Below are 26,132 nucleotides of genomic sequence, written 5' to 3'. Positions count from 1 at the left end.
AAGTTAATTTATCAATTTTCAACTTTTAATCTGCTTTTTCTTGATTCAAAAATCCAGCTTTTTATGAACTTGTCCGATTTTTTTTTTCATGTTCGACTTGTAAGTTAGGAAAAAAACCATTAACATGAACGATTAGAAGAAACATTTTATTTATAATATGATATAATGGAACAGATGTTCTTATGTAAGTGTTTAGTTAGAAAGGAGAAATGGTGTTGGCAAAGAATGAAACAACATATAACGAAGATGCGATACAGGTACTAGAAGGTTTAGAAGCTGTACGTAAACGACCTGGAATGTATATTGGCAGCACAGATAGTAGAGGTCTGCACCATTTAGTTTATGAAATCGTAGATAACTCTGTAGATGAAGCATTAGCTGGTCACGGGACTCAAATAGATGTGGTTATTCATAAAGATAATAGCTTAAGCGTAAAAGACCATGGTCGTGGGATGCCTACGGGAATGCACAAAATGGGAAAACCAACTCCAGAAATTATTTTAACTGTATTACACGCAGGTGGTAAATTTGGACAAGGTGGATACAAAACAAGTGGTGGTCTACATGGTGTTGGTGCATCAGTAGTAAATGCTTTATCAGAATGGTTAACAGTTGAAATTCACCGTGAAGGCACAATTTTCAAGCAACGTTTTGAAGATGGAGGTAAAGCAGTAACTTCATTAGAAATCGTTGGTAAGACAAGACGAACTGGTACGACAATTCATTTTAAACCAGATCCAACTATTTTTAGCACAACAAATTTCAACTTTGATACTTTATGTGAAAGACTTAGAGAGTCAGCATTTTTATTAAAAGGCTTAAAAATTACCATTAAAGATGAACGACATGATGCGTTTGAAGAGTTTTATTATGAAAACGGTATCGAAGCATTTGTATCGTATTTAAACGAAGAAAAAGAAGCATTACATCCTGTTGTATTCTTTGACGGATTACAAAATAAAATTGAGGTTGAATTTTCGTTCCAATTTAATGATGGATATTCGGAAACGATGCTTTCTTTCGTAAATAATGTTCGTACAAAAGATGGTGGTACGCACGAAGTTGGTGCAAAAACCGCTTTAACAAGAGCATTTAATGAATATGCAAGAAAAGTAAGTCTCTTAAAAGAAAAAGATAAAAATCTTGATGGAGCAGATATTCGTGAGGGATTAGCTGCAATTGTTTCTGTACGAATTCCTGAAGAGTTGCTTCAATTTGAAGGACAAACAAAAGGTAAATTAGGTACTAGTGAAGCAAGATCAGCTGTTGACTCAGTTGTTTCGGATCAATTAGCTTATTTCCTGGAAGAAAATCCAGACATTGCAACTTCATTAGTAAAGAAATCTATTAAAGCTTTTCAAGCTAGAGAAGCTGCAAGAAAAGCACGTGAAGAAGCAAGAAGTGGGAAAAAGAAAAAGCGTTCAGAAACTTCATTAAGTGGTAAGCTCACACCTGCACAGTCACGTAACCCACAGAAAAATGAATTATACCTAGTTGAGGGTGATTCAGCTGGTGGTAGTGCTAAACAAGGTCGTGATCGACGATTCCAAGCAATCTTGCCCCTGCGTGGTAAGGTCATCAATACAGAGAAGGCAAAACTTGCTGACATAATGAAAAATGAAGAGATTAATACGATTATTCATGCGATTGGTGCAGGAGTAGGTAGTGATTTTGATATTGAAGATGTTAACTATGACAAAATCGTTATTATGACCGATGCTGATACAGATGGAGCGCATATTCAAGTACTTTTATTAACATTCTTTTACCGTTATATGAAGCCATTAGTTGAGGCTGGTAAAGTTTATATTGCCTTACCTCCTTTATTCAAAGTGAGTAAAGGTTCTGGAAAAAAAGAAGTAATCGAATACGCTTGGTCAGAAGTAGACCTACAAGATGCAATCAAAAAAGTTGGTAAAGGATATATGATTCAGCGTTACAAAGGACTTGGTGAGATGAATGCTGACCAACTTTGGGACACAACGATGGACCCAGAAACTAGAACGCTTATTCGTGTGAAAATTGATGATGCCGCTAGAGCGGATCGACGTGTAACTACTTTAATGGGCGATAAAGTTGAACCTAGACGTAAGTGGATTGAATCAAATGTAGTATTTGATTTAGATGAAGAGGATAAAATTTTAAACAATGAGCAAGTTGAAGTTGAATCAGAAGGGAGCAATGTCTGATGCAATCATCGGAAAAATTATATAATATCCCTTTAGAAGATATAATAGGTGACCGCTTTGGTCGATATAGTAAGTATATTATTCAAGAACGAGCATTACCTGATGCTCGTGACGGGTTAAAGCCAGTTCAACGCCGTATTTTGTATTCAATGCACGTTGAAGGAAACACGCAAGACAAGCCATACCGTAAATCTGCTAAAACAGTCGGAAATGTAATCGGTAATTACCATCCTCATGGTGATACTTCTGTTTATGATGCGATGGTACGACTAAGTCAAGATTGGAAATTAAGAAATGTATTAGTTCAAATGCATGGAAATAACGGTAGTATTGATGGAGACCCTCCAGCAGCTATGCGTTATACGGAAGCTAGGTTATCAGCAATTGCAAGTGAACTATTGAGAGATATTGATAAAGAAACAGTAGATTTTGTGCCAAACTTCGACGATACGAGTATGGAGCCAGTGGTTTTACCATCAATGTTTCCAAATTTATTGGTTAACGGTAGTACAGGAATCTCAGCTGGATATGCAACTGAAATACCTTCGCACCACCTTGGGGAAGTAATCGATGCGACGATTATGCGCATTGAAAATAAAAACTGTACAGTAGATGAATTAATGACCGTAATTCACGGACCAGATTTTGCTACTGGAGGGATCATTCAAGGTGTAGATGGAATAAAAAAAGCTTATGAAACAGGAAAAGGAAAAATCATTATTCGAAGCCGAGTTCATACCGAGGATTTACGTGGTGGAAAACAGGCATTAATCATTACAGAAATTCCTTCAGAAGTGAATAAAGCGAATTTAGTAAAGAAAATGGATGAGGTTCGTCTTGATCGAAAAGTAGATGGAATTACGGAAGTACGTGATGAAACAGATCGTACAGGACTACGTATTGTCATTGAACTGAAAAAAGATGCAAATAACGAAGCGATTTTAAATTATTTATATAAAAATACTGAGCTTCAAATACCATATAACTTCAATATGGTTGCGATTTATAATCGTACACCAAAACAGATGTCATTACCGGCAATTCTTGATGCTTATATTGAACATCAAAAAGAAGTCATTACAAATCGTTCAAATTTTGATTTAAGAAAAGCAAAAGCTCGCCAACATGTTGTAGAAGGTTTAATGAAGGCTTTATCGATTTTAGATGAAGTGATTACAACAATCCGTTCTGCAAATGATAAACGCGATGCAAAAGATAAGTTAATTGCTCAATTTGAGTTTACTGAACAACAAGCTGAAGCAATTGTTATGTTACAGTTATATCGTTTAACAAACACTGATATTACTGCATTACAAGAAGAAGCAGATGAGTTAGATAAAAAGATCAAACAGCTAGAAGCAATTTTAAACAGTGAAGCAAAATTATTGTCAGTTATAAAAACAGACTTAAAGAAAATTAAGTTAAAATATGCAGACGACAGACGTTCAACAATTCAAGAAGAGATCGAAGAAATTAAAATCTCTAGAGAAGATATAATCGCTCAAGAAGATGTCATAGTTACCGTTACAAGTGAAGGATACGTTAAACGAACAAGTCCAAGATCTTATTCAGCTTCGAATGGTAAAGATTACGGTATGAAAGAAGGCGACCGTTTAATTTATCAAATAGAAAGCACAACGACAGATACACTAATTTTATTTACGTCAAAAGGTAACTATTTATATTTACCAATTCATGAAATGCAGGATATCAGATGGAAAGATATGGGGCAACATGTTGCTAATATTATTCCTATTGAACGAGATGAAGCAATTCTTTCTGCCACGGTCGTAAATAATTTTGAAGAAAACAAAGATTATATTTTATTTGTCACTAAAAATGGTATTGTAAAACGTACAAGCATACAGCAATTAAAAGTACAACGATATTCTAAACCACTTGTCGGGATGTCAATTAAGTCTGATGATTCCTTAATTTTTGCTGGTGTCACTTCAGAAACTGATCAAGTGTTATTGGCTACAAGTTCAGGATACACATTGTTATTTAATGTTGAAGAGATTAGTATTCAAGGCTTAAGAGCTGGTGGTGTTAAAGGAATTAACTTAAAGGATCATGATTTTGTTGTTTCTGCGGATACGATTAGTAATGAAGTAAAAGAAATTTTCTGTGCAACACATCGAGGGGCAATTAAAAAAATGAAACTCGATACGATCCCTCAAAGTTCTAGAGGTACCCGAGGTGTTAAAGTACTTCGAGATTTAAAAAATAATCCTCATTTGTTAATTGGGGTATACGCAATTAATGAAAATGATATGTTTGTATTACTAAGTAAATCTGGTCAATTTGAGACAGTTGACCCAACTGATTTAAGAAATAGTGATCAATATAGTAATGGATCATTTGTTATGGATACAGATGATTCTGGTGAAATAAAGACGATAATTCGATATAAAAAAGAAGAAAATAATTAAAATTAGGCCTATTCCAAGCTTTTTGGAATAGGTTTTTTTGTCGAATTTGTCGAAAAAGGTAAAATGATACTAGGAAAATATTTTATTAAGATTAACCTAGGAAAATACGTTAAAAACTTCCAATTTTATATTTTGAAAATAAGGAAAATAGGTTTTTAATGATTTATTAATGGGAATAATTACCTAAAATAACAACGAATCGACAGAATTGTCGAAATATTTTGAATCAAAAGAACTTGTCTAACGAAAAAATATAGCTTACTATTTTCTTAAGAATTTTAAATTTTCAAAAAAATAGGTTTTTAAGGGGGCGTACATATGGTATTTAAGAAGGGATTTGCAATTTTAGCATCAGTATCGTTAACTGCGGGTATTTTAGCAGGCTGTGGTAGTAGTAGTTCAAAGGATGGGAACCAGGTCATTAAAATTGCGACAAATACACCATTATCTGGTAATAATGCAATTTTAGGTGAATCCATTAAACTTGGAGCTCAGCTTGCATTAGAAGATCAAAAAGCAGCTTTCAAAAAATTAGGCTTTGATTTAAAGATTGTGCCTTATGATGACCAAGGGGATCCAAAAAAAGGTGTAGCAAATGCTGAGCAGTTAGCTGCAGACAATAAAATCCTTGGTGTTGTAGGACACTTAAACTCTGGTGTAGCAATACCTTCTTCAGTAAAGTATGAGAAAGACCATATCGTAATGGTATCTCCTTCAAATACTGCAAATGAAGTAACTGATCGTGGATTAGGAGTAGTTAACCGAATTTGTGCTCGTGATGATTTCCAAGGTCCTGCAGGTGCAAATTTCGCTGTTAATACTTTAAAAGCTAAAAAGATTTTTATCATTCAAGATAAAACACCTTACGGAACTGGTTTAGCAAATGAATTCAAAGGTGCTGCTGAGAAATTAGGCGCTAAAATTTTAGGTGAAGAAGGGATCTCAATCGGAGATAAAGACTTTAACGGTGTACTAAATAATGCAATTGCGAAAAAGCCTGATTTAGTATTCTTTGGTGGACTTTATGCTGAAGGTGGAATTTTATTAAAACAAGCTCGTGAAAAAGGATTAAACATCCCATTCATGGGTGGAGATGGAATGGACTCTTCAGGTTTAGTTGATATTGCTGGAGATGCTGTTAAAAACTTCTACTATACTTCAGTAGCTGGTGATACGTTAAAAACAGATAAAGGTAAAACTTTTGCTGACGCATATAAAACTAAATTTAATAAAAACATCGAATCGTTCTCATCTTACGGTTATGATTCTGCAGGCGTTTTATTAGAAGGATTAAAAAATGCGATCAATGATAATAAAGGAAAAACGCCAACGCGTGAACAAGTTGAAAAAGCAGTACGTGCAATTCAAGATTATGATGGTGTAGTAACGAAGGTTGGCTTCGACGATAAAGGGGACAACAAATACGCAAAAGTATTTATTTATACGTTTAAAGAAGCTAAATATCCTGGTACTCAAGAAGGCGAAGTTACTAAACCTTAATTAGAAACTATGCCAACCAGAAAAAGAAAAGAGTATCCCGCGTAAAAAACGAGATACTCTTTTTCTCTAAATAAGTTGAGAAAATTGTAAAATTTTGGAAGTTGATAGGAAATAAACTACATTATTTATAGGAGGTCTTATACATGAATGAAGTAATCCAAACACTACCTCAAGTACTAATAGACGGTCTTGTTTTAGGAGCAGTATATGCAATTGTAGCACTCGGATACACGATGGTTTATGGGATTTTGGAACTAATCAACTTTGCACATGGTGAAATATTCATGGCGGGTGCGTTTATAGGTACTGCAGTATTAATTACATTTACTGGTTTAGGCTTATTAAGTAGTTTACCTGCAATTATCGTGTTAGCAATTGTTTTAATCGTTGCTTCATTAGCAACTGGATTCTTAGGAATGGGGATTGAAAGAGTAGCATATCGTCCTTTGCGAAAAGCACCAAAATTAATCACATTAATTACAGCAATCGGTATTTCATTTTTACTACAAGATATCGTCCGTTTTATTGCTGAATTAAAAGAAGGAAATTACATTATTACTGGCCCATCACTATTTTCAGGACAACACCAAATTAAAACTAGCTCAATTCTTTCTTCATTTGGAAATGCACAAATTAAATCAGCATCAATTATTATTTTAGTCGTTGCAGTTGTAATGATGATTTCATTAGATTACTTCATCAATAAAACAAAATGGGGTACAGCAATGCGTGCAGTTGCACAGGATCGTGAAACTGCATCATTAATGTCTGTAAACGTTAACAAAGTCATTTCTTTAACATTCTTTTTAGGTTCTGGATTAGGTGGTGCAACTGGCGTATTATTTGCATTACAATATAACACAATTGACCCGTACATCGGTTTTATTTTAGGCTTAAAAGCATTTACAGCTGCAGTATTAGGTGGAATCGGAAATATCCGTGGTGCGATGCTTGGCGGTTTATTAATCGGTGTAATCGAAGTGTTTGCAGCAACAAATTTATCAACTTTAACACATGGTATTTTCCCATCAGAATATAAAGATGTTGTTGCATTTGGAATTTTAATTCTAGTTCTAATATTCAAGCCAGAAGGTTTATTAGGTAAACCTGTAGCTGAGAAAGTGTAGGTGAATTAGATGAAGAGCTTATTAAATGGGTTAAAACAATCAAATAAACTACAAGGAATTTTCTTAGGAGCTTATATCGTTGTTACATCATTAGGATTATACCTTTTGCAAGAATCCGTAACGGCATTTCTATTAATCTTGTTCTCACTTTACTTATTATATAAAACTAATTTTCCAGTCAAATTAAAATGGAGCATTGGAATTCTAGTTTTAACCGTGATCATGCCATATGTAGCATCACAAGGTACAGCATTTGAATCATATATGGGTGTAGCGACTTTAGTTGGAATCTATGTTGCCATGGCACTTGGATTAAACGTAGTAGTTGGTTTAGCGGGATTATTAGATTTAGGTTTTGTTGCCTTCTTTGCAATCGGTTCATATACTTATGCAATTTTTTCGACTAAACAAGTAACAAATTTCTTACATTTTGACTTTCTTCCTTTTTCAGGAAACTCATTTTGGGCATTTATACTAATCGGTGGAATTATCGCTGCATTTGCAGGCGTATTATTAGGTATTCCAGTTCTTCGAGTAAAAGGTGATTATTTAGCAATTGTAACTCTTGGATTTGGAGAAATTATTCGAATCGTATTTAATAACTTAGATAAACCAGTAAACATTACTGGAGGAGCACAAGGTATTTCTTCTATTGCGCCACCTACTTTATTTGGATTAGAGATTGTTAATTCAAGCCAATTTTATTATGTAGTGCTAGTTGTATTAGCAATCGTAATTTTAGCTGTTACTAGATTACAAGATTCTAAGCTTGGACGCTCTTGGAAGGCAGTTCGTGAGAATGAAATCGCTGCACAAGCATCAGGTATTCACTTAGTACGTACGAAATTAATTGCATTTGCAATCGGTGCATCTTTCTCTGGAATGATGGGGGTAGTATTCTCTGCAAAGCAAATGTTCATTGACCCAACAAGCTTTACGTTACTTGAATCGATTACGATCTTGGTAATGGTTATTTTAGGCGGTATGGGTAGCGTTCCAGGTGTTATCCTTGGAGCAGCGCTTGTAACAATCTTAAACCTACAAGTATTAACAGAAGTAACTAATTATTTAAACCAATTAACATTAGACGGAGTTATTAATTTACCACCGGCTCTATCGCCTTCTAAAATGCAACGTATGATTTTCGGGCTAATTTTAGTACTTGTAGCAATCTTCAGACCAAAAGGATTATTGCCTGCCAAAAATAAAGTTGTTCCAAAAGAAGATGTTGTAGATCAAACTGTAGTCGAAGAAAAAACACGCACAGTTTCATTTTAGGAGAGGAGGTTATCAAATGTTAAAAACAACGAATTTAACGAAAAGCTTTGGCGGTTTAACAGCTGTTAATAATGTAAATATTGATATTAAAGAAGGCTCAATTACAGCGGTAATTGGACCAAATGGAGCTGGCAAAACAACATTTTTTAATATGATTACAGGTGTGTATACTCCTAGTAGTGGTGAAATTTTGCTAGGTAATGAGAGTTTAGTAGGGTTAAAGCCACATTCTGTTAATAAAAAAGGGATCGCGCGGACATTCCAAAATATTCGTTTATTTAGTAGTATGACTGCTTTAGAAAATGTCATGGTAGGAATGCATCAGCATTTAAAATATGGTATTTTTTCTACAATATTCCATTTACCTAAATTTAAAAAAGCAGAAAAATCGGCAATGAAAGAAGCATATAATTGGTTAGAATACGTAGGGTTGGCGGATGTTTATAATGAGGAAGCATCGAGTTTATCATACGGTGCACAAAGACGACTTGAAATCGCTCGTGCATTAGCATCTCAACCAAGAATATTACTTTTAGATGAACCAGCTGCAGGGATGAATCCGAAAGAAACGAAAGAATTGACTGATTTAATCTATCAAATGAGAGATGATCTTAACTTAACAATCGTCTTAATCGAGCATGATATGAAGCTTGTTATGGAAATATCCGAGTATTTATTTGTACTTGATCATGGTGAAAAAATTGCAGAAGGAAAACCGCTTGAAATTCGAAATAATCAAAAAGTAATTGAAGCATATTTAGGAAAAAGTGCAGTGACTACTGCATAGTGAAAGGAGTACGAAAAGATGACGCTATTACAATTAAAAGATATTAACTCTTTTTACGGTGGTATTCAAGCACTGAAAAATATTAACATTGAAGTAAATGAAGGTGAAATTGTAACATTAATTGGAAGTAACGGTGCGGGAAAATCTACTACTTTAAAAACGATTTGTGGCCAAGTTAAACCTAAATCTGGAACGCTGATTTATAAAGGTGAAGAAATTATAAAGCTACAATCTCATGAAATTGCCTTAAAAGGAATCGCACATGTACCAGAAGGAAGAAGAATCTTTTCTAAATTAAGTGTAAAAGAAAATTTAGAGATGGGTGCTTTCTCAGTTAAAGATAAAAAACTAATCGCTGCACGCATGGAAATGGTATTTGATTATTTTCCAAGACTGAAAGAGCGTTTAAGCCAAAAAGGCGGTACGATGAGCGGAGGAGAACAACAAATGCTAGCGATTGGTAGAGGACTGATGATGGGACCATCATTGCTAATGCTAGATGAACCATCTATGGGTCTTGCTCCAATTATCGTTGAACAAATATTTGAAATCATTGAACAACTAAACAAACAAGGAATGACAATCTTATTAGTCGAACAAAACGCATACCAAGCATTACAAATCGCTCACCGTGGCTATGTAATTCAAACTGGTGAGATCCAAATGGTTGGTGAAGGTAAGACATTAATGAATAATGAAGAAGTGAAAAAAGCTTATTTAGCTTAATGAATTTGCAAATCAAAAATAAATAATGGAAAAGGGGATGGATCATGAGTCGGGTCAGTTGACATGTGAACATCCTTTTTTTGATGTGAATGATTGGAAAATTATAGAATGAGGAGGGTATCTGGAGTCACTGATCATTTTAAGTCTATTTTTCAGACTTTTTATAAAAGATAAATGGCAGATTTGAATTAATATTTTATTGTTTAAAAAGAAATATGCTAGTATTACACTCGATCGGATCCACAATGATCTAATAAATCAGTCTATATACCATTACGGGTATAGGTAATTTTTTACTTTATTTGCAGATTTGCTGATTTTATTTGCAGAATCTCTAATTTTATTTGCAGCTCAGTCGGTCGGTATATACTACGGTTTTCTCAACACTAATAAAAAGAGGAAACCCCGATGGATTCCCTCATTAATAATTATTATTTATTAGAAATAAATTCCGAAACTTTTAATTGTTCTTCACTTGACGCATTGTTAATTGAAGATTGAAGTGATTCCTCTAGTAAACTACGATTCTTGTAAAAATCTTCATGTTTACTATTATAATAGTACTTCACTGCTTCTAAATCTGAGAAAAACTCTTTTCCAAGCTTTAGAAGAAATGTTACTGGAAGTCCTTCGATCACTACTGTATTTACATTTTCAGGAATTTCATTTACCGTACTGTTTGAAGTTGAAATCATTTCCTCGTTTAATTCTTTAACAAGTAATTGTTCGAACCCTTTTATTTTATTGTTTCTTTTGTTCACGATTCGTTTTTTGTTTGTCTTTAATAAACGAATGGAATGATGTTTATCAAGCAATACTGCTGAACGTTTCTTTTTCTTTAAAAAAATGCTGCTACTCAAAACTAGCACTCCCTTCTGATAGTATTGGTATATAAATAAAACAACTTTTCTATCATACCAATTAATGCTCATACTGTAAAGGTTTTATCTTTACATGGAGTATCCCCTGAAATATTCATAAAATTCACGGTATTTTTTTATCAAAATTGTTCATAATAATATTTGACTTAATCATTGTCACTTTGTTAAAATAACAACATATTATTTATTACATATAACGTTGACGGAAAGAAGTACCTAAAGATTATTTTGTATAGCGAATTGAGGATGGTGTGAGCTCAATCAAAACCTTTAGCGAAAGGCATTCCTGAGTTAATTTTTAAAGTGGACAATTTTTTTAATTGTCAACTAGGGTGGAACCGCGGGTGCATATACAGCTCTCGTCCCTAGGCAGAAAATGCCTAAGGATGAGAGCTTTTTTATTTCATTCTTGCATTTTCAAAAAACAATTGAAAATTGGAGGCAGATGAAATGTCAGAAAAATCAATGGATGTCGTAGTAAGTCATGCTAAACACAGAGGATTTGTATTTCCAGGATCTGAAATTTACGGTGGTTTAGCAAATACGTGGGATTATGGTCCACTAGGTGTTGAATTGAAAAATAATGTGAAAAAAGCTTGGTGGAAAAAGTTTGTTCAACAAAGTCCATATAATGTTGGATTAGATGCTGCAATCTTAATGAATCCACGTACATGGGAAGCTTCAGGTCATATTGGTAATTTTAATGATCCAATGATCGATTGTAAAAATTGTAAAGCTCGTCATCGTGCAGATAAATTAATCGAAAATGCACTTGAAGAAAAAGGAATGGAAATTATAGTTGATGGTCTTCCATTTTCGGAAATGGCTAAATTAATTGAGGAACATAAAATTGCTTGTCCTGATTGTGGTAGCCATGATTTTACAGATATTCGTCAATTTAACCTAATGTTTAAAACATTCCAAGGTGTTACTGAGTCAAGTACGAATGAAATTTTCTTACGTCCAGAAACAGCACAAGGTATTTTCGTAAACTTCAAAAATGTTCAACGTACAATGAGAAAGAAAGTACCATTTGGTATTGCTCAAATTGGTAAAAGCTTCCGTAACGAAATTACACCAGGAAATTTCACGTTCCGTACTCGTGAATTTGAACAAATGGAGCTTGAATTCTTCTGTAAACCAGGTGAAGAGTTAGAGTGGTATTCTTATTGGAAAGAAACTGCTAATAAATGGCTTTTAGCTTTAGGCATGAAAGAAGAAAATCTTCGTTTACGTGAACATAGTGCGGATGAATTATCACACTATAGTAACGCGACAACTGACTTTGAATATAAATTCCCATTTGGTTGGGGCGAATTATGGGGCATTGCGTCTCGTACAGATTATGATTTAAAACAACATATGGAATATTCAACAGAAGATTTCACATATCATGATCCAATTACAAATGAAAAATACGTTCCATATTGTATCGAGCCATCATTAGGTGCAGATCGTGTTACATTAGCATTTTTAATTGATGCTTATGAAGAAGAGGCATTAGAAGATGGTACATCTCGTACAGTAATGCGTCTACATCCTGCATTAGCACCATATAAGGCAGCGATTTTACCATTATCTAAAAAATTATCAGAAAATGCACAAGAAGTATTTGCTTCTTTAGCAGAAGATTTCAATGTTGATTTCGATGAAACTGGTTCAATTGGTAAACGATACAGACGTCAAGATGAAATCGGTACTCCATTCTGTATTACTTACGACTTCGAATCAATTGAAGATGGAAAAGTAACAGTTCGTGACCGTGACACTATGGAGCAAACTCGTGTTGCAATTAGTGAACTACAATCATTTTTAGCAAATAAAATTAAATTTTAATTTTGTTTTTTGAAATAAGGTGTCCTTTTGGACATCTTTTTTCATATATTTTACTAAAGCTTGTTTAAAGTTTAAGAAATTTACTAAAAATGGTAAAATAAAGGTATAAAATAAAGGAGGAGTTTAAATGAGGAGTTCAAATCCTATCTTAAATTCTGAACGATTAACGAAATCAAAGCATGCTGCTAAAGCGATGACGATCGGTGGAACAATTGGTAAAACAATTATCGCATTAATCTTACTAATCGCAACAGCAGGATACTCATTTTATCTAACGGCTACTGGAACACTTAATTCTAAAGTGTTTATTGGATGTTTAATCGTTGCATTCATTATTGGGTTAGTAACATCTTTTTCTCCTAGAATTGCGCCGATTACTACACCTATTTATGCAGCAGTTGAAGGGATTCTAATTGGAAATATTTCAGCTGTTTATGAAGCAACATATGGAATGATTGTCTTACAAGCGGTTCTATTAACAATTGCAATTATAGCAGGTACATTAATTTGTTATGCTACTGGACTAGTTAAAGTAACGCACCGTTTTAGATCAATTGTTTTCGGTTTAACAATCGGAGTGTTTATATTTTATTTACTAACAATGGTCCTTCAACTTTTCCATGTTCCAATTCCATATATCCATCAATCTGGTCCAATAGGAATATTTGTTAGTTTAGCAATACTTGTTATTGCTTCATTAAATCTATTCTTGGATTTTGATCTAATTACGACAAGTGTTAGACAAGGTGCACCAAAAGAGTTCGAGTGGTACTGTGCTTTTGGTTTATTAGTAACAGTCATTTGGGTTTATATTGAAGCACTTCGATTCCTATCGAGGCTTCGCGATTAAATAATTTTAGTCAGTCAGACCTTACTCTCAAATGAAAGTAAGGTTTTTTACTATATTTTGATTTGAATTCGATCATGATTAAATTGAATTACATTTGTAGAAAGTAGGAAATTAGATGAGTAAGAAAAAATTTGAAGTCTTTGAAAATGAAACAATTAATGATTGCTTAGAGAGAATGGAAAGAGAAGGCTATACACCAGTTAAAAGAATGGAAGTTCCAATATTTTCAGAACAAATGGTTAATGGAAAGGTAGAAATTGAACCGACTGGAAGAAAGATTGTATTTGAAGGCAAACTAAATACGAATTAATATGAATAAATATAATAATTTAATGGAATAGTAACCTTATATGAATAAAATGAGGTGAAAATATGCATAAATTAGCATGTCCACGCTGTAAAACAAATAAAAGTAGATTTTATTTAATCGAACAAAATCCGAAAGCTGTTAAATTAAATGCTCAAAGCGGAGATGTTGAAATAGAAGAATATGTTTCAAGTGGGCTAGATCCATTTTTTGTTCCATATAAAGGTCCAGAATATTTAGTTCAATGTGGAGCTTGTGGTTTAATTGATCAAAGTGTAATGTTTGAAAAAACAGCGGATTCAATGTGATTTTAAAAAACTAAGTGTGAAGGTATAAATAGAATTAAATAAGATGAGCTCTTTACAGAGATCATCTTATTTTTGTTGGATAGTTTTTCTTTTTATAACGAGGATTTTTAGAACCAATCTTTTTTCTTGAACCACATCACTAATCCAATCACGATGATTAGCATGATCACCCAACAGTAATAATAACCATATTTTAATTGAAGCTCAGGGATGTGAACAAAATTCATTCCATATACACCGACGATGAATGTTAGAGGCATGAACACAATTGAGACCGATGTTAACATTTTCATCGTTTTATTCATTTTGTGTGAGTTTGTTGAAATATAACTTTCTCTAATGTCATTTGCCATTTCCCTGTTATCTGCAATGTCATCTAATAATTTTAATAAATGATCGTAGACGATTCGTAATTTCTTTGTCGTTTCTTTGTCAATTTCAACGTGGGTTGAATTTAATATACGATAAATTAAATCTTTTGTTGGTTTAACTGTTTTTCTTACTTTTGATAACTTGCTTAATTGTGTTTTAATTCCATCGATCATGCTAAGATCGGAATTTGATCCTAATTCATCAATCTCTTCGATGTCATCTTCAATTTTTTGGACGATTGGAAAGAATTTATCAACAATTTCATCACAAATGTGATACAGGATTCGTTCTGGTTTTATTCCTTTTGTACTTTTTAATCCTTTTAGTTTGTTCCACACAATTTGTAGCGCATTTGACTCCTCCCAGCAAAATGAAACGATGTACTTGTGGGACAAAAAGAGATCGATTTCAGCTTGATCCATGTTCTCCTGCAATGATTGTAGAATGATAAAACGATAACCATCGTAATAATCCATTTTCGGTCTTTCTTTATAACTTACACAATGCTTAATTGCGATTTCATCAAAGTGGAATTGAGTTCGCAATAAGTCAATTTCTTCTTTTTCAGGTTTTCCAAAATCGACCCAAACCCAATCAATTTGTTCGGAATTTAATTCTTCAATTGATACATCAAACGCATGGGTTCCGTCCTTGTATACAGCCATCGTTTTGATCATTTCGGCACCCCTTTTTCTCGTTAATTTTCTCCAAAATCAGTTTAACATAATATTCTCCATTAGTTTTTAAAAAAATTACGAGAAAGTATTAACGATTAACAAAAGATTGTAGTGTTTAAAATTGTAAAATTAGATTAGAATTGAATCAGAAAAAGAAATAATATCTGCTTTACTTTCCTTAGTGGCGGAGAATAGTGAAAATGATAAAAAGATATTTTACTATCAAAAGGAACATTAACTTTATCATTTAGATGTTTCTGTTACCACTGGAATACCGAACATAAATTAAGTGAAAAATAAATTTAAGAAAACTTTGACTTTTTAGTAGTTGATGGATATAATAAATAACAATTAAAGCACACAAATGAATTCAATGACGAGAAAAGTAATTTTCGTTACTGTTCTACAGAGAGCCGGGGAAGCTGAAATCCGGTGAATAGTACTTAAATGAAGATCCTCTCCGAGAAGTCAAACTGAAAACATAAGTAGGTTTGAACGGGTGTCTACCGTTAAAAGGAACGCGTATGATTGTACGTGACTTGAGTGCTATTGAAGAACGGACTGTTTTCAATAGAATTAGGGTGGTATCGCGGTTAAACCCGTCCCTTTTTATAGGGGCGGGTTTTTGTGTGCTTTAAAAAAATAAGAGAGGCGATATCATATGAAAAAAGAAAACATGAAAGAATCTGTTCAAAATCGTGAAAAAAGGATAAGTGAACTTTGGTCCAAAGAAAATACCTTTATTAAATCAGTTGAACAAAGAGAACATAATCAATCTTTTGTTTTTTATGAAGGTCCCCCAACTGCAAATGGACTACCACACGTTGGTCACGCATTAGGTCGTACTATAAAAGATGTGGTAGCTAGATATAAAACAATGGCTGGTTTCCAAGTTGTTCGTAAAGCTGGATGGGATACTCATGGTTTACCAGTTGAACTCGGTGTTGAAAAGATGTTAGGCATTTCAGGGAAGGCAGAAATTGAACGTTATGGTGTAAAAGCTTTTCTTGAGAAATGTAAAGAAAGTGTTTTTACTTACGAGAAACAATGGCGAGATTTTACTGAGCAGTTAGGTTATTGGGTAGATATGGATGATCCTTATGTAACATTGGATAATTCTTATATCGAAAGTGTATGGCATATCCTTGGGACAATTCATGAAAAAGGTTTACTAGTAAAAGGTCATCGTGTTTCACCTTATTGCCCTAGTTGTCAAACATCACTAAGCTCACATGAAGTAGCTCAAGGATATAAAGACGTTAAAGATTTATCTGCAACCGTTAAGTTTAAATTGCAAGATGAAGAAAATGTCTATTTCCTTGGATGGACGACAACTCCGTGGACACTTCCTGCTAATGTAGCGTTAGCTGTAAATCCAACTATGGAATATGTTCGTGCTAAAAAAGGTGAGGAAGTATATATTCTTGCTAAGGCGTTATTAGATAAAGTACTAAAAACTGATTATGTCATTTTATCTGAATTTCTCGGGGCAGACCTAATCGGTATGAGTTATATACCACCATTTAATTTCGTAAAAGTTGAAGTTGGTCTTAAAGTTGTGAAAGCAAATTTTGTAACTGAAGGTAGTGGTACTGGAATTGTTCATATCGCACCTGCATACGGTGAAGATGACTATAAGGTTGTGCAAGATAATGGGTTATCTTTTGTAAATGTAGTGAATGAAAAGGGCCAATATACTGATGAAGTTCCTAATTTCCAAGGGCGTTTTGTTAAAGAGTGTGATGTAGATATAGTGAGGTATTTAGCCGAAAGCAAATTATTATTTAGTAAGGAAAAATATGAGCACAGCTATCCGCATTGTTGGCGTTGTGATTCACCTTTACTCTATTATGCGAATGAAAGTTGGTTTATTAAAACGACCGCATTAAAGGAACAATTTATTAAAAATAATGAAGAAGTAACATGGTATCCAGATCATATAAAATACGGTCGATTCGGTAATTTTTTAGAACAAATGGTAGATTGGAATATTAGCCGAAAAAGATATTGGGGCACCCCATTAAATGTCTGGGAATGTGATTCATGTCATCATCAATTAGCACCAAAAAGTATTAATGAATTATGTAGCCATTCGGTTGAAGATATTGACAACTCAATTGAACTGCACAAACCTTTTGTTGATGAAGTTACTCTTAACTGTCCAAATTGTAAAGGGAATATGAAAAGAACACCTGAAGTAATTGATGTCTGGTTCGATAGCGGTTCGATGCCATTTGCCCAGTATCATTATCCTTTTGAAAATGAAGCGAAATTTACAAAACAATTCCCAGCTGATGTTGTGATTGAAGGGATTGATCAAACGAGAGGCTGGTTCTATAGTTTACTTGCAGTATCTACTTTATTTACCGGGAAAGTACCGTATAAACGAGTATTATCTCTAGGCCATGTATTAGATGAAAATGGACAAAAAATGTCTAAAAGTAAAGGTAATGCACTTGATCCAGTAGAATTAATTCAAAAATATGGTGCAGATTCATTACGATGGGCTTTATTGGTAGACAGTGCGCCTTGGAACCCGAAGCGTTTTTCTGAAAGAGTCGTACAAGAGGCGAAATCGAAACTCATCGATACATTCGACAATGTGTATAGTTTTTACAGTTTATATGCAAATTTAGATGGATTTAATGCAAAAAAACAATATGTGTATCAATCAAGTACATTGGATAAATGGATCATTTCACGTTTGCAAAGCACAATTAAAAATGTAACAAAGAATTTAGAGGATTATCAATTTACAAATGCTTCACGAGAAATAGCTAAATTAGTAGATGAAGTAAGCAATTGGTATGTAAGAAGATCAAGAGAACGTTTCTGGTCAAATGGAATGAATAACGAGAAGGCGGCCGCTTACTATACACTGTTTGAAGTATTAATAAAAGTTAGTCAATTATTAGCACCGTTTACGCCATTCCTAGCGGAAGATGTTTATTTTAATTTAACAAAACAAAGCGTCCATTTATCTGATTTTCCAGTTTGCGATGAAACATTAATCGACGCTCAGCTTGAAAAGGAAATGGATGCAGTTCTAAAAGTTGTTGAACTTGGAAGAAGCATCCGAAATGCAAATTCATTAAAAATCAAACAGCCACTAGTTAGTTTAACTTTAGTTAGTAACCATGAGGAAATCAATTGGGATTTATATAAAGAAATTGTTTTAGATGAGTTAAACGTAAAAAAATTCCAACAAGTAAACAGCGAAAATGAGTTTTCAATCTTAAAACTGAAATTGGATTTTAAAAAATCAGGAGCAAAATTTGGAAAGCTTTCAAATTTAGTCAATAAATCACTTCAAACATTATCAAATGAGGAAGCAAAAAGAGTGGTTGAGAGCGGGTACGCTAATGTATTAATTGAAACAGGAGAAACTGTTAAAGTACACACACAAGATATTTTAGTTGAAAAAAGCGCAAGAGAAGGTTTTGCCTCAGCGACAAATGGCGAATATACAGTGACACTCGACACATTACTAACTGAAGATCTTATCCAAGAAGGTACTGTAAGAGAATTAATCAGGTCTATTCAGGAATACCGAAAAGAATTAGATTTACCAATTAATATGCGCGTAGACATTGGAATAACAGCTAATCCTGAGTTTATTGAAATCATAGAAAAGTTTAAAGCAATGCTTGAGGAAAACTTATTAATGAGAAAACTAGTTGTGAAGAATCAAGTGAACGGAAAAGAAATTAAAGTTGGTGATTATCAGTCCGAAATTGAATTAGTTGCTTCTAATTAATTGAATAGTTAAAGCGAAATGACGGACTAATAACAAAATTTTAGTCTGTCATTTTTCTTCTTAAATGACGTAGGCAAGGGCTCCTATTTTTTAAATTCAATAGTTTAAAGGTTTATTAAAATACCTGTTGAATTAATTAATTAGAATGATTAAGGAGGATTAGATGATTTCTAAAAAGAGCATTTATGTATATTTGATATACGCATTTTCTTTTGCAATATCGTATTTTTTCGTTAGAGTATTCTTATTTCATGGCGAAATTAACTCAGCATTTGCCGGTTCTATTGGTGGTGGATTTGTTGGATTTTTAATATCTATTATTTTTGCTAAACCTATTGAAAGAAGATAATTTTAAAAATCGGTTTAGCAACTACTCAATGCTTAAGTTGAACTATTAATAAAGGATGATCATCATTCATTCGATCATCCTCTAGTCTACATTAAGTTAATCCAATTAAAAGATAAATACTAGTTCCCCAAATAAACAGGGCGGAGAATTTGTTGAATATTTTCATTAAACCTCCTGTACTGTCTACTTTCTTCATGATTGAGCCTGCGACCGTTAAACCAATAAACCAAATCCAAGATACTGTAATACATGCGATCGTAAAGAAAACTTGTTCCTTTCCGACATATTTTAATGCACTTGTTCCAATTACACCTACTGTATCTAAGATTGCATGAGGGTTTAATAAGGAAACTGATAAAGCAAAAATGATTTGCTGTCGGCTAGGTAATGCACTGTTTGATTCATTTGCTGCAGGTTTAGATTTCCAAATAACATACCCCATGTATACTAAAAACAAAATACCAGCAATCATCAGGCTAATTCTTAGCCATTCAAATTGTAGAACGATCGTGGAAAGTCCAAAAACAGCTAATAGAATTAAAAAAGTATCGCATACAGCAGCAGTAAAAGTCGCAGGAAGGGCCCGAATTAGTTTTGGTTGTGTGGCACCTTGTGAAAATACAAATACATTCTGTACCCCTAAAGGTAAAATAAGTCCGAATGCTAAGACTAGACCATGAATAATAGCTTCCATCTAATCAACTCCCTTTCAATTACTATCGTACTATGATAAAACTAAAAGAAAACAACCAATTGGATGGTTTTATATCCACCCAATTTAGGGGGAGTTAGATGAAATGGAAACCAAATCGTGAATCTCATTTGACTGTGCAAGAGCAAATAGTAGATTGGATAAAATCTCGTATTGAAAGAGGTGATTGGTCTGTTGGCACAAAGATTCCAACACAGCGTCAACTAGCAACGCAATTTAATGTGAATCGTAGTACCATACAACTTGCACTTGATGAATTAAGGGCAGATGGTTTGATCGAATCAAAAATGGGTTCAGGGGTATATGTGACTAACAATTCTTGGAACGTACTTTTGAGCAAATATCAACCAAATTGGCAGAGACATATTGAATCAAGTATTCATAAACCAAACTACCATACGATTCAGCTCATAAATGAATACGAGCAAATGGATCATATCATACGTCTTGGAACAGGTGAATTATCACCTGAATTACTACCAACTAAACAAATAGAAGATTCGTTAAGAAAGATTTCACTTGATTCAAAAGCAATTGGCTATTCATCTCCGCAAGGAAGTGAAAAGCTTCGAGGAATTTTATGTAATTATTTAAAAAAACGTGGTATTGAATCAACACCAGAGAACATTTTAATTGTTTCAGGTGCACTTCAAGCACTTCAATTAATTGCAGTTGGATTATTAGAAGAGGGATCCATTTTATTTCAAGAACAATTTTCGTATTTAAATTCAGTACATCCCTTTCAATCGAATGGTATGCGAATGATTTCAGTTTCAAGGGAACATCACTTAAAAGATAATTTACGGGCACATAAAGGGAAGAGGCAATCTTTATTCTACTGTGTTCCAACACTAAACAATCCAACGGGCTATAATTGGTCGTTGGAAGAAAAGCAAAATCTATTTAATACATGCAAAGAGCTACAAATTCCGATTATTGAAGATGATGTGTATCACGAATTGCTTTTTGAATCATCTTCACCAGCTATTAAATCGTTTGATACTTCAGGACAAATTCTATATATTGGGAGTGTATCCAAAACACTGAGTCCAGGATTAAGAATTGGTTGGGTTGTTGCACCTTCACCTGTTATTGAACGATTAGCTGATATTAAAATGCAAACAGATTATGGTTCAAGTGCCTTTTCGCAAGAAATCGTATCACACTGGATCTCAAACGGTCTATACGAAAAGCATCTTGTTAACCTTCGTGAACAATTGCAAAGAAGAGCTAAATACGTAGATGAAATTTTAGAAAAGGAATTTAAAAAAATAGCTTCATGGAAAAAGTCTGAAGGTGGTTTCTACATATGGCTCAGGTTTCATAAGCCGATTGTAAATAAAACTTTATTTTTAAAATTACTTAAAGAAAATATATTGATCAATCCAGGTTATATTTACGAACCAAGAGATTTACACCATATTCGACTTTCTTATGCCTACGCTTCGTTGGAAGATTTAAAAAAGGGATTAAATATTTTACTACAAATAAGCCAACTGTGATTTCATTTAGAACTTTATTTTTTGGTCCCTTTTAATGAAGGATTTTGAACAGTAAAGAGCATCGAGATCTCGATGCTCTTTTTTAAGCTATATATTGTATTATTTTCATTACTTCAACTTAGTAAATTAAAAATTAATTTCTGTCTGGAAAAGTACACAATTTGCGAGAAACATCACTGAATACTTGCCTGAATCTTTAAGCTTTCAAACCCTCGAAATGCAACATTTTTACGGCGAGTTGGCTCCTCAATTAGAACTGGATTAACTAAATGTCTAATCAGTTTTTCAATTGCTATTTGTCCTTCTAATCTAGCAAGTGGGGCACCTAAGCAGAAATGCGGTCCGGATGAAAATGATAAATGTTTTATATTTTTTCGAGTGATATCAAATGTTTCAGGATTAGTTGTGACAGTTGGATCGTAATTAGCTCCACCTAATGAAACCATAAAGTAATCGCCTTTTTTAATCGAATTTCCAGCGAACTCAAAGTCTTCTCTAGCCCACCTAGATGTAAAAATAACGGGTGATTCGTATCTTAATATTTCTTCAATCGCTGAAGGAATTAACGTTAAATCATTTTTTAATAGCTCAAATTGCTCAGGATGTTTTAATAATAAATAATATCCATTCGTGATTAAATTAACAGTAGTTTCATGACCCGCTATTAATAAAAGAAGACAACTTGCGATCATTTCATCTTCACTTAATTTATCACCAGATTCCTCTGCTACGATTAAATTACTAATTAAATCCTCTTTAGGCTCTATTCTTCTTAAAGATATAAGATTTCTGAAATAATTAGAAGCATCAAGAATATCCTTTGATACTAATTCTAAATCCTCCATAGTCGTATTAAAATCAATAAATTTAATAAATGCATCGGACCAATCGCGGAACAAATCCCGATCTTCTTTAGGAACACCTAATAGGTCAGTTATGACAAAAACAGGTAATAAATATGAAAAATCACATATTAATTCGTGGGTAAATTTTCCCTTCATATTTGCTATTAAATAATCAGCAATTTCATTTACCGAAGTTCGTAAATTTTCAACCATTCTTGGAGAAAAGGCTTTGTTCACTAGGTTTCTTAATCTCGTATGATCTGGAGCATCTCGAAATAACATCATTTTTCGATTTATTGCAATTGCAGGCATAACACTTTCAGGTATTTGTTCAGGCGGAGTGACTTTGGTTGCTTCTTTTATAAAACGGGGGTCTTTTAGCATGATTTCTGCTTCTCTATAGCCTGTTACTAGCCATCCAGTTCTCTGAAATAGCTCCGTATAAAGCATAGGACTGATTTTTCTAGCGTTACTAAAAAACGAATATGGGTCTTTGTAAAATTGCTGTGGATTCACTTTTAATTGATTATTCATGTGACTGTTCTCCCTTATGAATGAAATGAGTCTATTTATTTCTATTTCTGTGAAAATGGATTATTCCCAAATTTTGGATAACACAAAAAAAGGATACTTTTGTACAGAATGATTTTCATGAGGAATTAGGTATAAATGAATCAGAAATAAATCAAATAAAATTAAGTAATTTAAATCATGATTTATGGTAAAATAAGGTATTTCAAGTAATCAAACTGAGTTTATGAGATTATTCGACGTATAAGAAAGGGGTAACATGATGGATTTCCCAATTTTAGAAACAGAAAGATTATCTTTAGTGCAAATTACACAAAAAAATGTTGATGAGATTTTTTCCATCTTTTCAAATGAAGAGGTAATTAAATACTATGGTATGGACCCATTTACTGAAAAAGATCAAGCGCTTAAAATGATCGATTCCTTTCAAACTAGATTTGAAAATCAACAAGGAATGCGCTTTGGAATAGTTGAAAAAGAATCAAAAAAATTAATCGGGACAATTGGTTTAAATAATTTAGTCTTACACGCAAGAAGAACGGAAATTGGATATGATTTATTGCCTGAATATTGGAGAAAAGGATATATGTCAGAAGCAATTACGGAAATTACATCATACTGCTTTAATAACCTAGGAATCTATCGAATTGGAGCTAATATTTTTCCAGATAATACTGCCTCATCTACTTTAGTTGAGAAGTTAGGGTTTCAAAAAGAAGGATTACTGAGAGGCTATTTAGTTCAAGGGAATCAGTCTCATGATTTAAATGTATTTTCTCTCATTAAACCTGATTGGCAAAAATAAAACGAACAATAATAAACTGAAATAACCATAATATAGTAAATTTGTCTAATTGAGGAAAAGGAGAAATGGAATGATTAAAGCTGTAATATTTGATTTTGATGGTCTAATTGTCGATACTGAGTCTGTATGGTTCGAAGCATATAAGGAAGTACTACAACGGTATGAATTGGAGTTAACTCTTCAAAAGTTTTCAGAAGTTGTAGGAACAAGTGATGAAATTTTATTCGATTTTATAAATACAAATTTAAAAGAACCAATTGAAAAAGAACTGATCGAACAAATGGCTAAAGAGCTAGTTGATGAGAAACTACTCAAGCCCTCACTAAGAGAAAGCGTAGAAGATTATTTAATTTCAGCAAAAAATGCGGGATTAAAGATAGCTTTGGCTTCTAGCTCCTCAAAAGAGTGGGTAGAAAGCTTCTTAAAAAAATTAAATATTTATGAATACTTTTCTGTAATTAAGACGAAAGAAGATGTAAAGAAAGTTAAACCAGATCCGGAGCTATATTTAAAAGCAATTGAGGAAATCGGAGTTCAAGCATCAGAGGCTGTCGCATTTGAAGATTCGTTGAATGGATTAATCGCTGCAACGAAAGCCGGATTGCACTGTGTAATCGTTCCGAATCAAGTTACATCACATTTAGAGTTTGAGAATCATAGTTTAAGATTATCATCGATGGCAGAAAAATCTTTAGAAGATGTAATTAAGCATCTAACAAACAAGTAATATCGGTTAAAAAAAGTAAAACCATTCCAAAAAAATTGGAATGGTTTTTTTAGTTAAATCGAATTCACTTCTTTTACTTCACTTGCTTCATCTTTCTTTATTAAAATTTCCTTTTTCAGACCCCAACAAATTAAAAATGTTAAAATGGCAAGTAAGAAAGATACCCAATATAAATCCTGGAATGCATGAGTAAAGACTGTTTTAACTTTTTCAAGTAAATTAGGATCAAGATTAGATGGAATCATACCATTTTGTACATTTTTTAATTGTAGTAATTGATCCACGGTAAGGCTTCCAGCTAGTGATTTCATCCCTGATGTAATTTTAGAGGCTAATAGAGAACCAAATAAACTAAAGCCAATCGTCATACCAATGGATTGAAATAACATAACGGCAGATTGAGCAATCCCTACATTTTCCTTTTCAACTGATTCTTGAACAATTAATGCATTGTTAAATAGTGCACCGAATCCAAGTCCAAGAATAATGAAATAAATAACGAATGTCATTATTGAAGTGTGAGCAGTAATACTAGTGAGTAAATAGAAACCGATCATAGGTATAATAAATGAAACACCGTAAATATTTCGATAAGAGAATTTATTCATTACTCGACCAGCAACTACACTTGCACCCATTGCCCCAACCATAATTGGTAAATTTAAATAGCCAGATTCAGTAGGTGTTAAACCGAGTACATTTTGCGAGAAGAATGGGAAAGATGAAAGTGATCCCATGATCGCAAGAACAAATACAAATACAAGAGCCGAAATGACAACAAAGTTTCTATTTTTAAATAAGTGCAATGGGATAATTGGTTCTTTTGCTTTTGACTCTACAAATATAAATAATCCAAGTAAAATGGTTCCTAAAATTAGTAAACCAATCATATTAGGATCACTCCATGCATAACCTTCTGTTTGATGAAGTACAGGAGTAAGCAGATAACTGATTAAGGTGGTAACTAGTAAAATCCCACCAAACCAGTCGATATTGATTTTTTTGTCAACTTTCGTTTCGTTTAATCCGATTGCTAATAAAATTGCAGCTAAAACTCCTACTGGAATATTTACTAAGAAGATCCAGTGCCATGAAATATGCTGTACAAAATATCCTCCAATGAGCGGTCCAAGTAGTTGAGGTATAAACATGACAGCTCCGAATATACCTTGTAGCTTAGCACGCTGTTCAACTGGGAAACTGTCTCCGAAAATGACCATCGCAAGAGGCATTAACCCACCGGCACCAATCCCTTGAATCCCACGTCCAATTAAAAGAACTTCCATAGAGTGAGCTGTACCACTAATAATTGAGCCAGCCATAAATAATCCCATACTAAATAAATATATTTTTTTTCGACCATATAAATCCGCAAGTTTACCGAGTATTGCCATAAAGGAGGTCATCGAAAGCATGTAAACTCCACCAACCCAACCGTAAAGTGCTAAACCTCCTAAATCTCTAATAATTGTTGGCATAGCTGTTGAAACGACTGTCTCATCAAGCTCTGAGAAGATGACTCCAATCATTAGTCCTATTAATATAAGAGTCTTGTTATTTTCTTTCATCCTTTACCTCCCTATGACCTTTCAATATTATTCAATTGATTCATTGAATACAAAAAAAAGAACAAC

The 26,132-nt window shown here is 33.4% G+C and carries 21 protein-coding genes and 2 other annotated features; of the genes, 16 read left to right on the top strand and 5 right to left on the bottom strand.

Annotation, left to right across the window (positions count from 1 at the left end; translation table 11 throughout):
• The first annotated feature begins 215 nt into the window (after nt 1-215).
• From parE to ABEY15_RS15590, 7 genes are all read left to right on the top strand, one after another.
• A complete protein-coding gene (gene parE / locus ABEY15_RS15620) occupies nt 216-2,189 on the top strand; it encodes a DNA topoisomerase IV subunit B (protein WP_429891078.1) in 1,974 nt (657 codons plus the stop codon).
• Entirely contained in the window at nt 2,189-4,621 is a 2,433-nt protein-coding gene (gene parC, locus ABEY15_RS15615; protein ID WP_429891077.1) for a DNA topoisomerase IV subunit A, read from the top strand. Before parE ends, parC begins: the two co-directional genes overlap by 1 nt.
• Nucleotides 4,622-4,939: 318 nt before the next feature.
• Nucleotides 4,940-6,121 carry a branched-chain amino acid ABC transporter substrate-binding protein gene (locus tag ABEY15_RS15610; RefSeq protein WP_429891076.1) on the top strand — a complete coding sequence of 394 codons (1,182 nt, stop codon included), beginning with the start codon at nt 4,940-4,942 and terminating at the stop codon, nt 6,119-6,121.
• A 143-nt stretch (nt 6,122-6,264) separates the two neighbouring features.
• Nucleotides 6,265-7,248 carry a branched-chain amino acid ABC transporter permease gene (locus ABEY15_RS15605; RefSeq protein ID WP_429891075.1) on the top strand — a complete coding sequence of 328 codons (984 nt, stop codon included), beginning with the start codon at nt 6,265-6,267 and terminating at the stop codon, nt 7,246-7,248.
• A 9-nt stretch (nt 7,249-7,257) separates the two neighbouring features.
• Complete coding sequence (locus tag ABEY15_RS15600) at nt 7,258-8,526, top strand: branched-chain amino acid ABC transporter permease (RefSeq protein WP_429891074.1); 1,269 nt, start codon at nt 7,258-7,260, stop codon at nt 8,524-8,526.
• A 16-nt stretch (nt 8,527-8,542) separates the two neighbouring features.
• The gene (locus tag ABEY15_RS15595; RefSeq protein ID WP_429891073.1) at nt 8,543-9,313 is read left to right on the top strand and encodes an ABC transporter ATP-binding protein; all 771 of its coding nucleotides are present in this window, start codon (nt 8,543-8,545) and stop codon (nt 9,311-9,313) included.
• A gap of 18 nt (nt 9,314-9,331) precedes the next feature.
• Nucleotides 9,332-10,039 (top strand): ABC transporter ATP-binding protein, encoded by a 708-nt coding sequence (locus tag ABEY15_RS15590; protein ID WP_069032386.1) that lies wholly within the window; start codon nt 9,332-9,334, stop codon nt 10,037-10,039.
• Between the two features lie 431 nt (nt 10,040-10,470).
• Here ABEY15_RS15590 and ABEY15_RS15585 read toward each other — a convergent pair whose 3' ends face one another.
• The gene (locus ABEY15_RS15585; protein WP_429891072.1) at nt 10,471-10,899 is read right to left on the bottom strand and encodes a hypothetical protein; all 429 of its coding nucleotides are present in this window, start codon (nt 10,897-10,899) and stop codon (nt 10,471-10,473) included.
• A gap of 211 nt (nt 10,900-11,110) precedes the next feature.
• Nucleotides 11,111-11,290, top strand: a binding site (T-box leader).
• 80 nt (nt 11,291-11,370) lie between these two features.
• On the opposite strand from ABEY15_RS15585, the gene ABEY15_RS15580 reads away from it, so the two are divergent.
• The 4 genes from ABEY15_RS15580 to ABEY15_RS15565 all read left to right on the top strand — a co-directional run bounded on the left by ABEY15_RS15580 (nt 11,371) and on the right by ABEY15_RS15565 (nt 14,221).
• Nucleotides 11,371-12,756: a glycine--tRNA ligase gene (locus tag ABEY15_RS15580; RefSeq protein WP_248266093.1), complete on the top strand. Its 1,386-nt coding sequence runs from the start codon at nt 11,371-11,373 to the stop codon at nt 12,754-12,756.
• A gap of 127 nt (nt 12,757-12,883) precedes the next feature.
• Complete coding sequence (locus ABEY15_RS15575; protein WP_429891071.1) at nt 12,884-13,606, top strand: Bax inhibitor-1/YccA family protein; 723 nt, start codon at nt 12,884-12,886, stop codon at nt 13,604-13,606.
• Nucleotides 13,607-13,721: 115 nt separating this feature from the next.
• Nucleotides 13,722-13,916, top strand: a complete 195-nt coding sequence (locus ABEY15_RS15570) for an NETI motif-containing protein (protein ID WP_098232383.1) — start codon at nt 13,722-13,724, stop codon at nt 13,914-13,916.
• 62 nt (nt 13,917-13,978) lie between these two features.
• On the top strand, nt 13,979-14,221 hold the full coding sequence (locus ABEY15_RS15565) for a DNA alkylation repair protein (protein ID WP_429891070.1): 243 nt from the start codon (nt 13,979-13,981) through the stop codon (nt 14,219-14,221).
• Nucleotides 14,222-14,328: 107 nt separating this feature from the next.
• On the opposite strand, the gene corA is transcribed toward ABEY15_RS15565, so the two are convergent.
• A complete protein-coding gene (gene corA, locus ABEY15_RS15560) occupies nt 14,329-15,270 on the bottom strand; it encodes a magnesium/cobalt transporter CorA (protein WP_429891069.1) in 942 nt (313 codons plus the stop codon).
• Nucleotides 15,271-15,634: 364 nt separating this feature from the next.
• Nucleotides 15,635-15,880 (top strand) — a binding site (T-box leader).
• A 66-nt stretch (nt 15,881-15,946) separates the two neighbouring features.
• Between corA and ileS the strand changes: the two genes are divergently transcribed.
• Nucleotides 15,947-19,027, top strand: a complete 3,081-nt coding sequence (gene ileS / locus ABEY15_RS15555; RefSeq protein ID WP_429891087.1) for an isoleucine--tRNA ligase — start codon at nt 15,947-15,949, stop codon at nt 19,025-19,027.
• Between the two features lie 163 nt (nt 19,028-19,190).
• A complete protein-coding gene (locus tag ABEY15_RS15550) occupies nt 19,191-19,376 on the top strand; it encodes a hypothetical protein (protein WP_429891068.1) in 186 nt (61 codons plus the stop codon).
• Between the two features lie 91 nt (nt 19,377-19,467).
• Here the strand turns inward: ABEY15_RS15550 and ABEY15_RS15545 are convergent, their stop codons facing one another.
• Nucleotides 19,468-20,070 (bottom strand): LysE/ArgO family amino acid transporter, encoded by a 603-nt coding sequence (locus ABEY15_RS15545; protein WP_429891067.1) that lies wholly within the window; start codon nt 20,068-20,070, stop codon nt 19,468-19,470.
• A 98-nt stretch (nt 20,071-20,168) separates the two neighbouring features.
• Here ABEY15_RS15545 and ABEY15_RS15540 point away from each other — a divergent pair, with 98 nt between their 5' ends.
• Nucleotides 20,169-21,590: a PLP-dependent aminotransferase family protein gene (locus tag ABEY15_RS15540; RefSeq protein ID WP_429891066.1), complete on the top strand. Its 1,422-nt coding sequence runs from the start codon at nt 20,169-20,171 to the stop codon at nt 21,588-21,590.
• Between the two features lie 173 nt (nt 21,591-21,763).
• Here the strand turns inward: ABEY15_RS15540 and ABEY15_RS15535 are convergent, their stop codons facing one another.
• Complete coding sequence (locus ABEY15_RS15535; protein WP_429891065.1) at nt 21,764-22,969, bottom strand: cytochrome P450; 1,206 nt, start codon at nt 22,967-22,969, stop codon at nt 21,764-21,766.
• Between the two features lie 259 nt (nt 22,970-23,228).
• On the opposite strand from ABEY15_RS15535, the gene ABEY15_RS15530 reads away from it, so the two are divergent.
• Together ABEY15_RS15530 and ABEY15_RS15525 are read left to right on the top strand one after the other, a co-directional pair.
• Nucleotides 23,229-23,771 (top strand): GNAT family N-acetyltransferase, encoded by a 543-nt coding sequence (locus tag ABEY15_RS15530; RefSeq protein ID WP_429891064.1) that lies wholly within the window; start codon nt 23,229-23,231, stop codon nt 23,769-23,771.
• A 70-nt stretch (nt 23,772-23,841) separates the two neighbouring features.
• Nucleotides 23,842-24,498, top strand: a complete 657-nt coding sequence (locus ABEY15_RS15525) for an HAD family hydrolase (protein WP_429891063.1) — start codon at nt 23,842-23,844, stop codon at nt 24,496-24,498.
• A gap of 53 nt (nt 24,499-24,551) precedes the next feature.
• Here ABEY15_RS15525 and ABEY15_RS15520 read toward each other — a convergent pair whose 3' ends face one another.
• On the bottom strand, nt 24,552-26,066 hold the full coding sequence (locus tag ABEY15_RS15520) for an MDR family MFS transporter (RefSeq protein ID WP_429891062.1): 1,515 nt from the start codon (nt 26,064-26,066) through the stop codon (nt 24,552-24,554).
• Nucleotides 26,067-26,132: the final 66 nt, after the last annotated feature.

Origin of the sequence: Gottfriedia acidiceleris (assembly GCF_050457485.1) — a bacterium.
Classification (GTDB): domain Bacteria; phylum Bacillota; class Bacilli; order Bacillales; family Bacillaceae_G; genus Gottfriedia; species Gottfriedia acidiceleris_D.
This window is presented reverse-complemented; position numbering and strand designations above follow the sequence as displayed.

Excerpts from the sequence above, each read along its gene's own strand:
- ABEY15_RS15545 (WP_429891067.1), bottom strand. The coding sequence starts at position 20,070 with ATGGAAGCTATTATTCATGGTCTAGTCTTAGCATTCGGACTTATTTTA.
- ABEY15_RS15575 (WP_429891071.1), top strand. The coding sequence starts at position 12,884 with ATGAGGAGTTCAAATCCTATCTTAAATTCTGAACGATTAACGAAATCA.
- parC (WP_429891077.1), top strand. The coding sequence starts at position 2,189 with ATGCAATCATCGGAAAAATTATATAATATCCCTTTAGAAGATATAATA.
- ABEY15_RS15540 (WP_429891066.1), top strand. The coding sequence starts at position 20,169 with ATGAAATGGAAACCAAATCGTGAATCTCATTTGACTGTGCAAGAGCAA.
- ABEY15_RS15605 (WP_429891075.1), top strand. The coding sequence starts at position 6,265 with ATGAATGAAGTAATCCAAACACTACCTCAAGTACTAATAGACGGTCTT.
- ABEY15_RS15535 (WP_429891065.1), bottom strand. The coding sequence starts at position 22,969 with ATGAATAATCAATTAAAAGTGAATCCACAGCAATTTTACAAAGACCCA.
- ABEY15_RS15565 (WP_429891070.1), top strand. The coding sequence starts at position 13,979 with ATGCATAAATTAGCATGTCCACGCTGTAAAACAAATAAAAGTAGATTT.
- ABEY15_RS15550 (WP_429891068.1), top strand. The coding sequence starts at position 19,191 with ATGATTTCTAAAAAGAGCATTTATGTATATTTGATATACGCATTTTCT.
- ABEY15_RS15530 (WP_429891064.1), top strand. The coding sequence starts at position 23,229 with ATGGATTTCCCAATTTTAGAAACAGAAAGATTATCTTTAGTGCAAATT.
- ABEY15_RS15610 (WP_429891076.1), top strand. The coding sequence starts at position 4,940 with ATGGTATTTAAGAAGGGATTTGCAATTTTAGCATCAGTATCGTTAACT.
- ABEY15_RS15520 (WP_429891062.1), bottom strand. The coding sequence starts at position 26,066 with ATGAAAGAAAATAACAAGACTCTTATATTAATAGGACTAATGATTGGA.
- corA (WP_429891069.1), bottom strand. The coding sequence starts at position 15,270 with ATGATCAAAACGATGGCTGTATACAAGGACGGAACCCATGCGTTTGAT.
- ABEY15_RS15570 (WP_098232383.1), top strand. The coding sequence starts at position 13,722 with ATGAGTAAGAAAAAATTTGAAGTCTTTGAAAATGAAACAATTAATGAT.
- ABEY15_RS15590 (WP_069032386.1), top strand. The coding sequence starts at position 9,332 with ATGACGCTATTACAATTAAAAGATATTAACTCTTTTTACGGTGGTATT.
- ileS (WP_429891087.1), top strand. The coding sequence starts at position 15,947 with ATGAAAGAATCTGTTCAAAATCGTGAAAAAAGGATAAGTGAACTTTGG.
- ABEY15_RS15600 (WP_429891074.1), top strand. The coding sequence starts at position 7,258 with ATGAAGAGCTTATTAAATGGGTTAAAACAATCAAATAAACTACAAGGA.
- ABEY15_RS15525 (WP_429891063.1), top strand. The coding sequence starts at position 23,842 with ATGATTAAAGCTGTAATATTTGATTTTGATGGTCTAATTGTCGATACT.
- ABEY15_RS15580 (WP_248266093.1), top strand. The coding sequence starts at position 11,371 with ATGTCAGAAAAATCAATGGATGTCGTAGTAAGTCATGCTAAACACAGA.
- ABEY15_RS15595 (WP_429891073.1), top strand. The coding sequence starts at position 8,543 with ATGTTAAAAACAACGAATTTAACGAAAAGCTTTGGCGGTTTAACAGCT.